Here is a 14,962-nt window from a genome sequence, read left to right on the forward strand (position 1 = left end):
GATGGAACGGCTGGAGAAGGGCTGGCTGGACCTGGTGGACCGGCTGACGGGTGCCTCCGGCGGACTCCGCTTCGGAGGAGGAACCTCAGTCCCGCGCCTCCGCGAGCAGCTTCTGCAGCCGGCTCACGCCCTCGACGAGGTCCTCGTCGCCCAGCGCGTAGGACAGCCGCAGATAACCCGGCGTGCCGAACGCCTCGCCCGGCACCACCGCGACCTCGGCCTCGTCCAGGATCAGCGCGGCCAGCTCGACCGAGTCCTTGGGGCGCCGGCCCCGGATCTCCTTGCCGAGCAGCGCCTTGACCGACGGGTAGACGTAGAAGGCGCCCTCGGGCTCCGGGCAGACCACGCCGTCGATCTCGTTGAGCATCCGCACGATCGTCTTGCGGCGCCGGTCGAAGGCCTCGCGCATCGTCGCCACCGCGTCCAGGTCGCCGGAGACGGCGGCGAGGGCGGCCGCCTGGGCCACGTTGGAGACGTTCGAGGTGGCGTGCGACTGGAGGTTGGTCGCGGCCTTGATCACGTCCTTCGGGCCGATCACCCAGCCCACCCGCCAGCCGGTCATGGCGTAGGTCTTGGCGACGCCGTTGACCACGACGCACTTGTCGCGCAGCTCGGGCAGGATGGCCGGCAGCGAGGTGAAGGTCGCGTCGCCGTAGACCAGGTGCTCGTAGATCTCGTCGGTCAGGACCCACAGGCCGTGCTCGACGGCCCAGCGGCCGATCGCCTCGGCCTCGGACTCGGAGTACACGGCGCCGGTCGGGTTGGACGGGGAGACGAAGAGGACGACCTTGGTCTTCTCCGTGCGCGCCGCCTCCAACTGCTCGACGGTGACGCGGTAGCCCGTGGTCTCGTCGGCCACGACCTCCACCGGGACACCGCCCGCGAGCCGGATCGACTCCGGGTACGTGGTCCAGTACGGCGCCGGGACGATGACCTCGTCGCCCGGGTCGAGGATCGCGGCGAACGCCTCGTAGATGGCCTGCTTGCCGCCGTTGGTCACGAGGATCTGGGACGGGTCGACCTCGTAGCCGGAGTCGCGCAGCGTCTTCGCGGCGATGGCGGTCTTCAGCTCGGGCAGGCCGCCCGCCGGGGTGTAGCGGTGGAACCGGGGGTTCCTGCACGCCTCGACGGCCGCCTCGACGATGTAGTCCGGGGTCGGGAAGTCGGGCTCACCGGCGCCGAAGCCGATCACCGGACGTCCGGCGGCCTTGAGGGCCTTGGCCTTGGCGTCCACGGCGAGGGTGGCGGACTCGGAGATCGCGCCGACTCGGGCGGAGACCCGGCGCTCGGTGGGAGGGTTTGCAGCGCTCATGGGGCCCATCGTTCCAGACCCGAAACGCCCCGGGTACACGGGTTTCACAGACTGAACGGCAACCGGTCCACGGCAGAACCGGTGTCCGAATCCGGGCCCCGGCCAGGACGATCACCGCCGCGCGGTACCCGGTCAGGCACTTTCTGTTCGACGCCGGGCCCCGGACCACGTACACTCACACCTCGTTGGCCTCCAGCGGCCTCGCACGGCCGGTGCACACCGGGCACTCGGTCGGATGCGGTACGTTGGGGAGCACACAAAGGGTCGTAGCTCAATTGGTAGAGCACCGGTCTCCAAAACCGGCGGTTGGGGGTTCAAGTCCCTCCGGCCCTGCTACACACACCGCCAGGATGTGTGCGCATGTACGTACTGCAATGCACCGCCGTGCGGCTCAGGAACCGGGCGCGGCACGGCCACGACCCGGGATCAGGTGAGGACGCATGACGGACGCCGTGGGCTCCATCGACACGCCTGATGCTCAGGACGAGCTGCAGAAGAAGCCCCGCAAGGGTGGCAAGCGCGCCAAGAAGGGCCCGCTGAAGCGCCTCGCGATCTTCTACCGCCAAGTCGTCGCGGAACTCCGCAAAGTCGTCTGGCCCACGCGCAACCAGCTGACGTCCTACACCACCGTGGTGATCGTCTTCGTTGCCGTCATGATCGCCCTGGTGACCGTGATTGACTATGGGCTCAACCACGCGGCCAAGTACGTTTTCGGCTGAGCCTAAAGCGAAGGGCGCCGTGGTACCGGCGCCCGTTTTCGCATGTTCCACCCCTATGTATCCAGGAAGAAGCAGCCATCGTGTCTGACCCGAACCTGAACGACGCCATCGAGCCGGACGAGACGGTCGACGACGAGCTCGACATCGTCGAGGGCGCGGACGAGCGGGACGAGTTCGAGGCTGCCGAGGAAGAGGCGGGCGAGCCGGCCGAGGTGGCCGCCGTGCACGTCGAGGACGAGGCCGAGGCGGTCGCCGAGGTGGCCGACGACGTCGTCGAGGCCGAGGAAGAGACCGAGCCCGTCGACCCGGTCGTCGCACTCCGCGAGGAACTGCGCACGCTCCCCGGCGAGTGGTACGTCATCCACACCTACGCCGGTTACGAGAACCGCGTGAAGACCAACCTGGAGCAGCGCGCCGTCTCGCTGAACGTCGAGGACTACATCTTCCAGGCCGAGGTGCCGCAGGAAGAGGTCGTCCAGATCAAGAACGGCGACCGCAAGACGATCAAGCAGAACAAGCTGCCGGGTTACGTCCTGGTCCGCATGGACCTGACGAACGAGTCCTGGGGCGTCGTCCGCAACACCCCCGGCGTCACCGGCTTCGTCGGCAACGCCTACGACCCGTACCCGCTGACCCTGGACGAGATCGTCAAGATGCTCGCCCCGGAGGCCGAGGAGAAGGCCGCCCGCGAGGCCGCCGAGGCCGAGGGCAAGCCCGCCCCGCAGCGCAAGGTCGAGGTCCAGGTCCTGGACTTCGAGGTCGGCGACTCGGTCACCGTCACCGACGGCCCCTTCGCCACCCTCCAGGCCACGATCAACGAGATCAACGCCGACTCGAAGAAGGTCAAGGGCCTCGTCGAGATCTTCGGCCGCGAGACCCCGGTCGAGCTGAGCTTCGACCAGATCCAGAAGAACTAGCACTCGCCGGTTCCCGCTGGGCACACGCTTCCGGGCAGGTCAGACGAGCTCTCGCAGCACGTCTGACCTGCTCGGTTTTTAGCCGCGCATCTATACCCGTTATCGTTGTGCGGTATGCCTGCATCCGGGTGGTTCCCCGGGCGCGGGCAGGACCCGAATCGAAAGGACCCGGAGAGCTATGCCTCCCAAGAAGAAGAAGGTCACGGGGCTTATCAAGCTCCAGATCAACGCCGGTGCGGCGAACCCGGCTCCGCCGGTCGGCCCCGCGCTCGGTCAGCACGGCGTCAACATCATGGAGTTCTGCAAGGCCTACAACGCCGCGACCGAGTCGCAGCGTGGCTGGGTCATCCCGGTGGAGATCACGGTCTACGAGGACCGTTCCTTCACCTTCGTGACCAAGACTCCGCCGGCCGCCAAGATGATCCTCAAGGCCGCGGGTGTCGAGAAGGGCTCCGGCGAGCCGCACAAGACCAAGGTCGCCAAGATCACCGAGGCGCAGGTCCGCGAGATCGCCACGACCAAGATGCCCGACCTGAACGCCAACGACCTGGACGCCGCGTCGAAGATCATCGCCGGCACCGCCCGTTCCATGGGCATCACGGTCGAGGGCTGATCACCCCCTAGCAGTCATGCGGCCACGACCGGCCGCACGTGGCAGGGCCTGCTCGGCCCGTACCACGACTCCTTTCCCAGAACACACAGGAGCAGTTGTGAGCAAGCGCAGCAAGGCTCTCCGCGCTGCGGACGCCAAGGTCGACCGGGAGAAGCTGTACGCCCCGCTCGAGGCCGTCCGTCTCGCCAAGGAGACCTCCACGACCAAGTTCGACGGCACCGTCGAGGTCGCCTTCCGCCTGGGTGTCGACCCGCGCAAGGCCGACCAGATGGTCCGTGGCACCGTGAACCTTCCGCACGGCACCGGTAAGACCGCCCGGGTCCTGGTCTTCGCGACCGGCGACCGTGCCGAGGCCGCGCGTGCCGCGGGCGCCGACATCGTCGGCTCCGACGAGCTGATCGACGAGATCTCCAAGGGCAACCGCCTGAACGAGTTCGACGCCGTCGTCGCCACCCCGGACCTCATGGGCAAGGTCGGCCGCCTCGGCCGCGTCCTCGGCCCGCGTGGTCTGATGCCGAACCCGAAGACCGGCACCGTGACCCCGGACGTGGCCAAGGCCGTGTCCGAGATCAAGGGCGGCAAGATCGAGTTCCGCGTCGACAAGCACTCGAACCTGCACTTCATCATCGGCAAGACGTCCTTCGACGACACCAAGCTGGTGGAGAACTACGGCGCCGCGCTGGAGGAGATCCTCCGTCTGAAGCCGTCCGCCGCCAAGGGTCGCTACATCAAGAAGGCCGCCGTCAGCACCACGATGGGCCCCGGCATCCAGGTCGACCCCAACCGCACCCGCAACCTCCTCGTCGAGGAGGACCCGGCCGCCGTCTGAGCCCCAGGCTCGTGAGGCAGCCGCGTCGGTGACGCGTCAGCAGGGCGGACCCCGCAACCGTGAGGTGGCGGGGTCCGTCCTTTTTTCCGTGCGCCTTTTCCGTGCGCGCGCTGTCGGTGCTCCGCGCTACGGTGCGGACACGACAACACATCAAGGGGTGGGGAACACATGCAGAGCACGACCGTCCGCCGTACGGCCCTCGCGGCCGCCGTCGCCGCCGCGCTGTCCGGGGTGGCCGCCTGCGGCGCCCAGGACGACGGGAAGGGCGGCAAGGCGTCGCACGACGCCGTGTCGGTGAGCCCGATCGCCGCGCTGCGCGCCGCGGACAAGTCGACCGACCGGGCGGAGTCCGCCAAGGTGCGCTCCACCATGAGCCTCGGCAAGCTCATGGACACCTCCGCCGACGGTGCCCTCGCCTGGGGCGACGGTATGCGCGGTGAGATGACCATCACCTACACCGGCGGCGACATGGCCGAGCTGATGCGCAAGGCCGGTTCCGCCTCCTCCGAGGCCCGCTATCTGCCGGACGCCTTCTACTCCCGGATGAGCGACGCCTTCGCCAAGCAGAACGGCGGCAAGCACTGGGTCAGGTACGGCTACGCGGACCTCGCCAAGCTGGGCGGCCGTGGCTCGACCGCCTACCTCCAGGACCAGGTCCGGCACAGCTCCCCAAACCAGTCGGTGAAGCTGCTGCTCGCCTCCGGCGACGTGAAGAAGGTCGGCGAGGAGAAGGTGGACGGCACCGCCACGACGCACTACGCGGGCACCGTGGACATCGCCGCCCTGGCCCGCAAGAACAGCGGTCTGACGGCCTCGCAGCTCTCCGACCTCAAGAGCGAGCTGAGGCAGGCCGGCGTCACCACCGAGACCATCGACGTCTGGCTGGACGGCAAGAACCTGCTGGTCAAGAAGGTCGAGCGGGCGAAGACGGCGAACGGCACGATGGTCAGCACCGCCCACTACAGCGACTACGGCGTGAAGGTCACGGCCGAGGCGCCCGCGGCGGGCGACACCAAGGACTTCAAGGACCTCATGAAGGCCACGACGGCCGGCGGCGGCGTCACGTCCTGACCGTCCCGTCCCGACCGCCATGTCCTGAGACGCGCGGGTCCCGGGGTCCGGAGGGCACCGATTTGCTCGACGGTGCCCCGGTCCCGTACTCTCTCGGAGAAGCCAAAGACCGCTGGTCGTTGCCGTGCGCTGTAATGAGCGCCCGGTGGCCGAAGGACCTACTGAAAAGTGGGCGACCCGCGCAGGTGATTGTGGAAGAACTCCCGGAGCAGACGCGCTCACGCGTGTGCGGCCGGTCGAGTCCGCCCCGAGCGCCTGCGCCGGGGCGTTTCGTTTTGCAAGTCCTCCTTCGGGTCCGCGCGGTCAGAATCACCCGGAAGGAGGCCGAGGCTCTATGGCGACGCCCGACAAGGCTGCCGCGGTTGCCGAGCTGACGGACAAGTTCCGCAGCTCCAACGCCGCCGTGCTGACCGAGTACCGCGGTCTCACCGTGGCGCAGCTCAAGACGCTGCGCCGGTCGCTCGGTGAGAACGCCCAGTACGCCGTGGTGAAGAACACGCTGACCAAGATTGCGGCCAACGAGGCCGGGATCACGCTGGACGACCAGCTCTTCGCTGGTCCGACGGCTGTCGCCTTCGTCACCGGTGACCCGGTGGAGTCGGCGAAGGGTCTCCGTGACTTCGCCAAGGACAACCCGAATCTCGTCATCAAGGGCGGTGTCCTTGACGGCAAGGCGATGACCGCCGACGAGATCAAGAAGCTTGCGGACCTCGAGTCCCGCGAGGTTCTGCTCAGCAAGCTGGCCGGTGCCTTCAAGGGCAAGCAGTCTCAGGCTGCTCAGCTCTTCCAGGCGCTGCCGTCGAAGCTCGTCCGCACCGTGGACGCCCTTCGCGCCAAGCAGGCCGAGCAGGGCGGTGCCGAGTAATTCGGCTCGCTTTCTGATCCTGGCCGCCTGACGCGGCGAGGGTCGCAGCGGGCCCTAAGTACGCCCGCCTCACCCAGTACATCCGGCACCTGCCGAATTAGTGGAAGGACCGCCATCATGGCGAAGCTCACCCAGGACGAGCTGCTGGCCCAGTTCGAGGAGATGACCCTCATCGAGCTCTCCGAGTTCGTGAAGGCCTTCGAGGACAAGTTCGACGTCACCGCCGCCGCTGCCGTCGCCGTCGCCGGCCCGGCCGTCGCCGGTGCCCCGGCCGAGGCCGCTGAGGAGCAGGACGAGTTCGACGTCATCCTCACCGGCGCCGGCGAGAAGAAGATCCAGGTCATCAAGGTCGTGCGCGAGCTGACCTCCCTGGGTCTGAAGGAGGCCAAGGACCTCGTCGACGGCACCCCGAAGCCGGTCCTCGAGAAGGTCAACAAGGAGGCCGCTGACAAGGCCGCCGAGGCCCTCAAGGGCGCCGGTGCCTCCGTCGAGGTCAAGTAAGACCTCACGGGGTTCAGCGAACCTCACAGCGCGCTGATTGCGGCCCGAGAGGGTCTGTAACGCGAACGCACCGAAGAGCGATCATCCATCCGGGTGGTCGCTCTTCGGCGTGTCCGGAGGGGGACCACGGTTGCCTTGCACTCGTGGTGGCGGGGGGTATGGTGATCATCGTTGTGTCTCCGGACGGCTCCGTTCCGGCTGGGGGGCCTTGACGAACCGCACGCAGCGCGCAATTCTCAGGACGCGTCGTCACAACGATCCGAATCCGAGGCATGGATCGACGGCGAAGAGGGCAGTATCAACGTGCGTTGAGGGCAACATGCCGAGGGCGTCGAAGACGAGGGCGTTGAGAAAGACGAAGGGTCTGCGAAAGCGGGACTGGACATCAGTGTGCCAAGTGGCTACACTGACCCTTTGCGCTGCCTGTTAGCTGTCCCCTGCCCGTCACCAGGGGTCTGCCCTCACCCGAGCACCGACGGCCGAACTTCCCTGACCTGGGGTTTTCCGTCTCGCCGCTGGGAGAGGGGCCGGTACGCGCGTAGTGAGTCCGAGCCCTCGGAAGGACCCCCTCTTGGCCGCCTCGCGCACTGCCTCGACCGCGAATACGAACAACGGCGCCAGCACCGCCCCGCTGCGCATCTCCTTTGCAAAGATCAAGGAGCCCCTCGAGGTTCCGAACCTTCTCGCGCTCCAGACCGAGAGCTTCGACTGGCTGCTCGGCAACGACGCCTGGAAGGCTCGCGTCGAGAAGGCTCTCGAGAACGGTCAGGACGTCCCCACCAAGTCCGGTCTGGAGGAGATCTTCGAGGAGATCTCCCCGATCGAGGACTTCTCCGGGTCGATGTCGCTGACGTTCCGCGACCACCGCTTCGAGCCGCCGAAGAACTCCATCGACGAGTGCAAGGACCGCGACTTCACGTACGCCGCTCCGCTCTTCGTCACGGCTGAGTTCACCAACAACGAGACCGGCGAGATCAAGTCCCAGACCGTCTTCATGGGCGACTTCCCGCTCATGACGAACAAGGGCACCTTCGTCATCAACGGCACCGAGCGTGTCGTGGTGTCGCAGCTCGTCCGTTCTCCCGGTGTCTACTTCGACTCCTCCATCGACAAGACGTCCGACAAGGACATCTACTCCGCCAAGATCATCCCGTCCCGGGGTGCCTGGCTGGAGATGGAGATCGACAAGCGCGACATGGTCGGTGTCCGCATCGACCGCAAGCGCAAGCAGTCGGTCACCGTCCTGCTCAAGGCGCTCGGCTGGACCACCGAGCAGATCCTCGAGGAGTTCGGCGAGTACGAGTCGATGCGCGCCACCCTGGAGAAGGACCACACCCAGGGCCAGGACGACGCGCTGCTGGACATCTACCGCAAGCTGCGTCCGGGCGAGCCCCCCACGCGCGAGGCCGCGCAGACGCTGCTCGAGAACCTGTACTTCAACCCCAAGCGCTACGACCTGGCCAAGGTCGGCCGCTACAAGGTCAACAAGAAGCTGGGTGCGGACGCTCCGCTGGACGCGGGCATCCTGACCGTCGAGGACATCATCTCGACGATCAAGTACCTGGTGAAGCTGCACGCCGGTGAGACCGAGACGGTCGGCGACAGCGGCCAGTCGATCGTCGTCGAGACCGACGACATCGACCACTTCGGCAACCGTCGTCTGCGCAGCGTCGGCGAGCTCATCCAGAACCAGGTCCGCACGGGTCTGGCTCGTATGGAGCGCGTCGTGCGCGAGCGCATGACCACCCAGGACGTCGAGGCGATCACGCCGCAGACCCTGATCAACATCCGGCCGGTCGTCGCCTCCATCAAGGAGTTCTTCGGCACCAGCCAGCTGTCGCAGTTCATGGACCAGAACAACCCGCTGTCGGGTCTCACCCACAAGCGCCGTCTGTCGGCTCTTGGTCCGGGTGGTCTCTCCCGCGAGCGGGCCGGCTTCGAGGTCCGTGACGTGCACCCCTCGCACTACGGCCGCATGTGCCCGATCGAGACGCCCGAAGGCCCGAACATCGGTCTGATCGGCTCGCTCGCCTCCTACGGCCGGGTCAACGCGTTCGGTTTCGTCGAGACGCCGTACCGCAAGGTCGTCGACGGTCAGGTCACCGACGAGGTGGACTACCTGACGGCCGACGAAGAGGACCGATTCGTCATCGCGCAGGCCAACGCCACGCTCAACGACGACATGCGGTTCGAGGAGTCCCGCGTCCTGGTCCGCCGTCGTGGCGGCGAGGTCGACTACGTCCCCGGTGACGAGGTCGACTACATGGACGTCTCGCCGCGCCAGATGGTGTCGGTCGCGACCGCCATGATCCCGTTCCTCGAGCACGACGACGCCAACCGTGCCCTCATGGGCGCGAACATGATGCGTCAGGCCGTGCCGCTCATCAAGAGCGAGGCCCCGCTCGTCGGCACCGGCATGGAGTACCGCTCCGCCGTCGACGCCGGCGACGTGGTCAAGGCCGAGAAGGCGGGTGTGGTCCAGGAGGTCTCCGCGGACTACGTCACGACCGCCAACGACGACGGCACGTACATCACGTACCGCCTGCACAAGTTCTCGCGCTCCAACCAGGGCACGTCGGTCAACCAGAAGGTCATCGTCAACGAGGGTGACCGGATCATCGAAGGCCAGGTCCTGGCCGACGGTCCGGCCACCGAGAACGGCGAGATGGCCCTGGGCAAGAACCTGCTCGTGGCGTTCATGCCGTGGGAGGGTCACAACTACGAGGACGCGATCATCCTGTCGCAGCGCCTCGTGCAGGACGACGTCCTCTCCTCGATCCACATCGAGGAGCACGAGGTCGACGCCCGTGACACCAAGCTCGGCCCCGAGGAGATCACCCGGGACATCCCGAACGTCTCCGAGGAGGTCCTCGCCGACCTCGACGAGCGCGGCATCATCCGCATCGGCGCCGAGGTCACCGCGGGCGACATCCTCGTCGGCAAGGTCACGCCCAAGGGTGAGACCGAGCTGACCCCGGAGGAGCGTCTGCTCCGCGCGATCTTCGGTGAGAAGGCCCGCGAGGTCCGCGACACCTCCCTGAAGGTGCCGCACGGCGAGACCGGCAAGATCATCGGTGTCCGCGTCTTCGACCGCGAAGAGGGCGACGAGCTGCCCCCGGGCGTCAACCAGCTCGTCCGCGTCTACGTCGCGCAGAAGCGCAAGATCACCGACGGTGACAAGCTCGCCGGCCGCCACGGCAACAAGGGTGTCATCTCCAAGATCAACCCGATCGAGGACATGCCGTTCCTCGAGGACGGCACCCCGGTCGACATCATCCTCAACCCGCTGGGTGTCCCGTCCCGAATGAACCCGGGACAGGTCCTGGAGATCCACCTCGGCTGGCTCGCCAGCCGCGGCTGGGACGTCTCCGGCCTCGCGGAGGAGTGGGCTCAGCGTCTGCAGGCCATCGGCGCCGACCAGGTCGAGCCCGGCACCAACGTCGCCACCCCGGTCTTCGACGGTGCCCGTGAGGACGAGCTGGCGGGTCTGCTGCAGCACACCATCCCGAACCGGGACGGCGAGCGCATGGTGCTCCCGACCGGCAAGGCGCGGCTGTTCGACGGCCGCAGCGGTGAGCCGTTCCCGGACCCGATCTCGGTCGGCTACATGTACATCCTCAAGCTGCACCACCTGGTCGACGACAAGCTGCACGCGCGCTCGACCGGTCCGTACTCGATGATCACCCAGCAGCCGCTGGGTGGTAAGGCTCAGTTCGGTGGCCAGCGCTTCGGTGAGATGGAGGTGTGGGCGCTCGAGGCTTACGGCGCCGCCTACGCCCTCCAGGAGCTGCTGACCATCAAGTCCGACGACGTCACCGGCCGCGTGAAGGTCTACGAGGCCATCGTCAAGGGCGAGAACATCCCCGAGCCCGGCATCCCCGAGTCCTTCAAGGTGCTCATCAAGGAGATGCAGTCCCTGTGCCTCAACGTGGAGGTGCTGTCCTCGGACGGCATGTCCATCGAGATGCGCGACACCGACGAGGACGTCTTCCGCGCTGCGGAGGAGCTCGGTATCGACCTGTCCCGGCGCGAGCCGAGCAGCGTCGAAGAGGTCTGACGGGAGTCCGGTACGGGGGCTCGGTCCCGCAAGGAACCAAGCCCCCGGCCGGCCCCAGGACCCCCGTTTCAGACCCCATGACTCACAACCCTGAGAGGGATTGACGCATAGTGCTCGACGTCAACTTCTTCGACGAGCTCCGGATCGGTCTGGCCACCGCTGACGACATCCGTCAGTGGAGCCACGGCGAGGTCAAGAAGCCGGAGACCATCAACTACCGCACGCTCAAGCCCGAAAAGGACGGACTCTTCTGCGAGAAGATCTTCGGTCCGACCCGGGACTGGGAGTGCTACTGCGGCAAGTACAAGCGCGTCCGCTTCAAGGGCATCATCTGTGAGCGCTGTGGCGTCGAGGTCACGCGCGCCAAGGTGCGCCGTGAGCGGATGGGCCACATCGAGCTCGCCGCTCCCGTCACCCACATCTGGTACTTCAAGGGCGTTCCGTCGCGTCTGGGCTACCTGCTCGACCTCGCCCCGAAGGACCTCGAGAAGGTCATCTACTTCGCCGCGTACATGATCACGTACGTCGACGAGGAGCGCCGTCAGCGCGACCTGCCCTCGCTGGAGGCTCACGTCTCCGTCGAGCGTCAGCAGATCGAGAACCGCCGCGACGCCGACCTCGAGGCCCGCGCCAAGAAGCTCGAGACCGACCTGGCCGAGCTCGAGGCCGAGGGTGCCAAGGCCGACGTGCGCCGCAAGGTGCGCGAGGGTGCCGAGCGCGAGATGAAGCAGCTCCGCGACCGCGCGCAGCGCGAGATCGACCGCCTCGACGAGGTGTGGAACCGCTTCAAGAACCTCAAGGTCCAGGACCTCGAGGGCGACGAGCTGCTCTACCGCGAGCTGCGTGACCGCTTCGGCACGTACTTCGACGGTTCGATGGGTGCCGCGGCGCTGCAGAAGCGCCTGGAGTCCTTCGACCTCGAGGAGGAGGCCGAGAAGCTCCGCGAGATCATCCGCACCGGCAAGGGCCAGAAGAAGACCCGTGCGCTCAAGCGCCTCAAGGTCGTCTCCGCGTTCCTGCAGACCAGCAACAGCCCCAAGGGCATGGTGCTCGACTGCGTGCCGGTCATCCCGCCGGACCTGCGTCCGATGGTGCAGCTCGACGGTGGCCGCTTCGCGACCTCCGACCTGAACGACCTGTACCGCCGTGTGATCAACCGCAACAACCGTCTGAAGCGCCTGCTCGACCTGGGTGCTCCGGAGATCATCGTCAACAACGAGAAGCGCATGCTTCAGGAGGCTGTTGACGCCCTCTTCGACAACGGTCGTCGTGGTCGCCCGGTCACCGGTCCCGGCAACCGCCCGCTGAAGTCCCTGAGCGACATGCTCAAGGGCAAGCAGGGTCGTTTCCGTCAGAACCTGCTCGGCAAGCGAGTCGACTACTCGGCGCGTTCCGTCATCGTCGTCGGCCCGCAGCTGAAGCTGCACCAGTGCGGTCTGCCCAAGGCCATGGCGCTGGAGCTCTTCAAGCCGTTCGTGATGAAGCGCCTGGTCGACCTGAACCACGCGCAGAACATCAAGAGCGCCAAGCGCATGGTGGAGCGCGGCCGCACGGTCGTGTACGACGTCCTCGAAGAGGTCATCGCCGAGCACCCGGTTCTGCTGAACCGTGCTCCCACCCTGCACCGCCTCGGCATCCAGGCCTTCGAGCCGCAGCTGGTCGAGGGCAAGGCCATCCAGATCCACCCGCTCGTCTGCACCGCGTTCAACGCGGACTTCGACGGTGACCAGATGGCCGTGCACCTGCCGCTGTCCGCGGAGGCGCAGGCCGAGGCCCGCATCCTGATGCTGTCCTCGAACAACATCCTCAAGCCCGCCGACGGCCGTCCGGTGACGATGCCGACCCAGGACATGGTCCTCGGTCTGTTCTTCCTCACCACCGACGGCGAACTGCGTGACACCAAGGGCGAGGGCCGCGCGTTCGGCTCCACGGCCGAGGCGATCATGGCGTTCGACGCCGGCGAGCTGGCCCTGCAGTCGCCGATCGACATCCGCTTCCCGGTGGGCACCATCCCGCCGCGTGGCTGGACGCCGCCGGCGCGCGAGGAGGGCGAGCCCGAGTGGCAGCAGGGGGACTCGTTCCGTCTGCGCACCACCCTGGGCCGCGCGCTCTTCAACGAGCTGCTGCCCGAGGACTACCCGTTCGTCGACTACTCGGTGGGCAAGAAGCAGCTCTCCGAGATCGTCAACGACCTGGCCGAGCGCTACCCCAAGGTCATCGTGGCGGCGACGCTCGACAACCTGAAGGCGGCGGGCTTCTTCTGGGCGACCCGTTCCGGTGTCACCGTGGCCATCTCCGACGTCGTCGTTCCCGAGGCGAAGAAGGAGATCGTCAAGGGCTACGAGGCGCAGGACGAGAAGGTCCAGAAGCAGTACGAGCGCGGTCTCATCACCAAGGAAGAGCGCACTCAGGAGCTCATCAACATCTGGACCAAGGCGACCAACGAGGTTGCCGAGGCGATGAACGAGAACTTCCCCAAGACGAACCCCATCTTCATGATGGTTGACTCGGGTGCCCGAGGAAACATGATGCAGATGCGGCAGATCGCCGGTATGCGTGGTCTGGTGTCGAACGCCAAGAACGAGACCATCCCGCGTCCGATCAAGGCGTCCTTCCGTGAGGGCCTGTCCGTGCTGGAGTACTTCATCTCCACGCACGGTGCCCGTAAGGGTCTGGCGGACACCGCCCTGCGTACCGCCGACTCGGGTTACCTGACCCGTCGTCTGGTGGACGTCTCGCAGGACGTCATCATCCGCGAGGAGGACTGCGGCACCGAGCGCGGCCTCAAGCTGTCGATCGCCGAACGCGGCGCCGACGGTGTGCTGCGCAAGGCGGACAACGTCGAGACGTCCGTGTACGCGCGCTGCCTCGCCGAGGACATCGTCGTCGACGGCAAGGTGCTGGCCCCGGCCGGTACCGACCTGGGCGACGTGCTCATCGACGAGCTGGTCAAGAACGGCGTCGAGGAGGTCAAGACCCGCTCGGTCCTGACCTGCGAGTCCGCCGTCGGCACCTGCGCGATGTGCTACGGCCGTTCGCTCGCCACCGGCAAGCTGGTCGACATCGGTGAGGCGGTCGGCATCATCGCCGCCCAGTCCATCGGTGAGCCCGGTACCCAGCTCACGATGCGTACCTTCCACACCGGTGGTGTGGCCGGTGACGACATCACCCAGGGTCTGCCCCGTGTCGTCGAGCTCTTCGAGGCCCGTACCCCGAAGGGTGTCGCCCCGATCTCCGAGGCCTCCGGCCGCGTGCGGATCGAGGAGACCGAGAAGACCAAGAAGCTGGTCGTCACCCCGGACGACGGCAGCGACGAGACGGCGTTCCCGATCTCCAAGCGCGCCAAGGTCCTGGTCCGCGAGGGCGAGCACGTCGAGGTGGGCCAGCAGCTCACCGTGGGTGCCACCAACCCGCACGACGTGCTGCGCATCCTGGGTCAGCGTGCCGTCCAGGTCCACCTGGTCGGCGAGGTCCAGAAGGTGTACAACTCGCAGGGCGTGTCGATCCACGACAAGCACATCGAGATCATCATCCGGCAGATGCTCCGCCGCGTGACGATCATCGAGTCCGGCGACGCCGAGCTGCTGCCCGGCGAGCTGGTCGAGCGCTCGAAGTTCGAGCACGAGAACCGTCGTGTGGTCCAGGAGGGCGGTCACCCGGCCTCCGGTCGTCCGCAGCTGATGGGTATCACCAAGGCGTCGCTGGCGACGGAGTCGTGGCTGTCCGCGGCCTCCTTCCAGGAGACGACCAGGGTTCTGACGGACGCGGCGATCAACGCCAAGTCCGACTCCCTGATCGGCCTCAAGGAGAACGTCATCATCGGTAAGCTCATCCCGGCCGGTACGGGTCTGTCCCGCTACCGCAACATCCGGGTCGAGCCGACCGAGGAGGCCAAGGCCGCGATGTACTCGGCCGTCGGCTACGACGACATCGACTACTCGCCGTTCGGCGCCGGTTCCGGCCAGGCCGTGCCGCTGGAGGACTACGACTACGGTCCGTACAACCAGTAAGCGAGCAGTTCGAAGGGCGGCACCCTCCACGGGGGGTGCCGCCCTTCGGCGTTGTCCGGCTGACGCCG

10 protein-coding genes and 1 tRNA gene are annotated in these 14,962 nt (G+C 67.0%); 10 read left to right on the top strand and 1 reads right to left on the bottom strand.

Features of this window, described 5'->3' with window-relative positions:
- Positions 1 to 85 precede the first annotated feature (85 nt).
- Positions 86 to 1,312, bottom strand: a complete 1,227-nt coding sequence (locus ACWEEU_RS09600; protein ID WP_385741523.1) for a pyridoxal phosphate-dependent aminotransferase — start codon at positions 1,310 to 1,312, stop codon at positions 86 to 88.
- 260 nt (positions 1,313 to 1,572) lie between these two features.
- On the opposite strand from ACWEEU_RS09600, the gene ACWEEU_RS09605 reads away from it, so the two are divergent.
- The 10 genes from ACWEEU_RS09605 (at position 1,573) to ACWEEU_RS09650 (ending at position 14,894) form a co-directional block, all read left to right on the top strand.
- A tRNA-Trp gene (locus tag ACWEEU_RS09605) sits at positions 1,573 to 1,645 on the top strand.
- Between the two features lie 107 nt (positions 1,646 to 1,752).
- Positions 1,753 to 2,031, top strand: coding sequence for a preprotein translocase subunit SecE (gene secE / locus ACWEEU_RS09610; protein WP_199586257.1), 279 nt, complete (start codon positions 1,753 to 1,755; stop codon positions 2,029 to 2,031).
- An 80-nt stretch (positions 2,032 to 2,111) separates the two neighbouring features.
- Entirely contained in the window at positions 2,112 to 2,948 is an 837-nt protein-coding gene (gene nusG / locus ACWEEU_RS09615) for a transcription termination/antitermination protein NusG (RefSeq protein ID WP_385741526.1), read from the top strand.
- A gap of 178 nt (positions 2,949 to 3,126) precedes the next feature.
- Positions 3,127 to 3,561 (top strand): 50S ribosomal protein L11, encoded by a 435-nt coding sequence (gene rplK, locus ACWEEU_RS09620; RefSeq protein ID WP_018543896.1) that lies wholly within the window; start codon positions 3,127 to 3,129, stop codon positions 3,559 to 3,561.
- Positions 3,562 to 3,658: 97 nt separating this feature from the next.
- The gene (rplA, locus tag ACWEEU_RS09625) at positions 3,659 to 4,390 is read left to right on the top strand and encodes a 50S ribosomal protein L1 (protein WP_385741529.1); all 732 of its coding nucleotides are present in this window, start codon (positions 3,659 to 3,661) and stop codon (positions 4,388 to 4,390) included.
- Positions 4,391 to 4,558: 168 nt separating this feature from the next.
- A complete protein-coding gene (locus ACWEEU_RS09630; protein ID WP_451730515.1) occupies positions 4,559 to 5,461 on the top strand; it encodes a hypothetical protein in 903 nt (300 codons plus the stop codon).
- A gap of 334 nt (positions 5,462 to 5,795) precedes the next feature.
- Positions 5,796 to 6,326: a 50S ribosomal protein L10 gene (gene rplJ / locus ACWEEU_RS09635; RefSeq protein WP_199586251.1), complete on the top strand. Its 531-nt coding sequence runs from the start codon at positions 5,796 to 5,798 to the stop codon at positions 6,324 to 6,326.
- A 117-nt stretch (positions 6,327 to 6,443) separates the two neighbouring features.
- Positions 6,444 to 6,827 carry a 50S ribosomal protein L7/L12 gene (gene rplL, locus ACWEEU_RS09640; protein ID WP_385741535.1) on the top strand — a complete coding sequence of 128 codons (384 nt, stop codon included), beginning with the start codon at positions 6,444 to 6,446 and terminating at the stop codon, positions 6,825 to 6,827.
- Between the two features lie 571 nt (positions 6,828 to 7,398).
- On the top strand, positions 7,399 to 10,884 hold the full coding sequence (gene rpoB, locus ACWEEU_RS09645; protein ID WP_385741538.1) for a DNA-directed RNA polymerase subunit beta: 3,486 nt from the start codon (positions 7,399 to 7,401) through the stop codon (positions 10,882 to 10,884).
- A gap of 110 nt (positions 10,885 to 10,994) precedes the next feature.
- The gene (locus ACWEEU_RS09650) at positions 10,995 to 14,894 is read left to right on the top strand and encodes a DNA-directed RNA polymerase subunit beta' (protein ID WP_385741541.1); all 3,900 of its coding nucleotides are present in this window, start codon (positions 10,995 to 10,997) and stop codon (positions 14,892 to 14,894) included.
- Positions 14,895 to 14,962 lie beyond the last annotated feature (68 nt).

It is taken from the genome of Streptomyces sp. NPDC005004 (genome assembly GCF_053600675.1).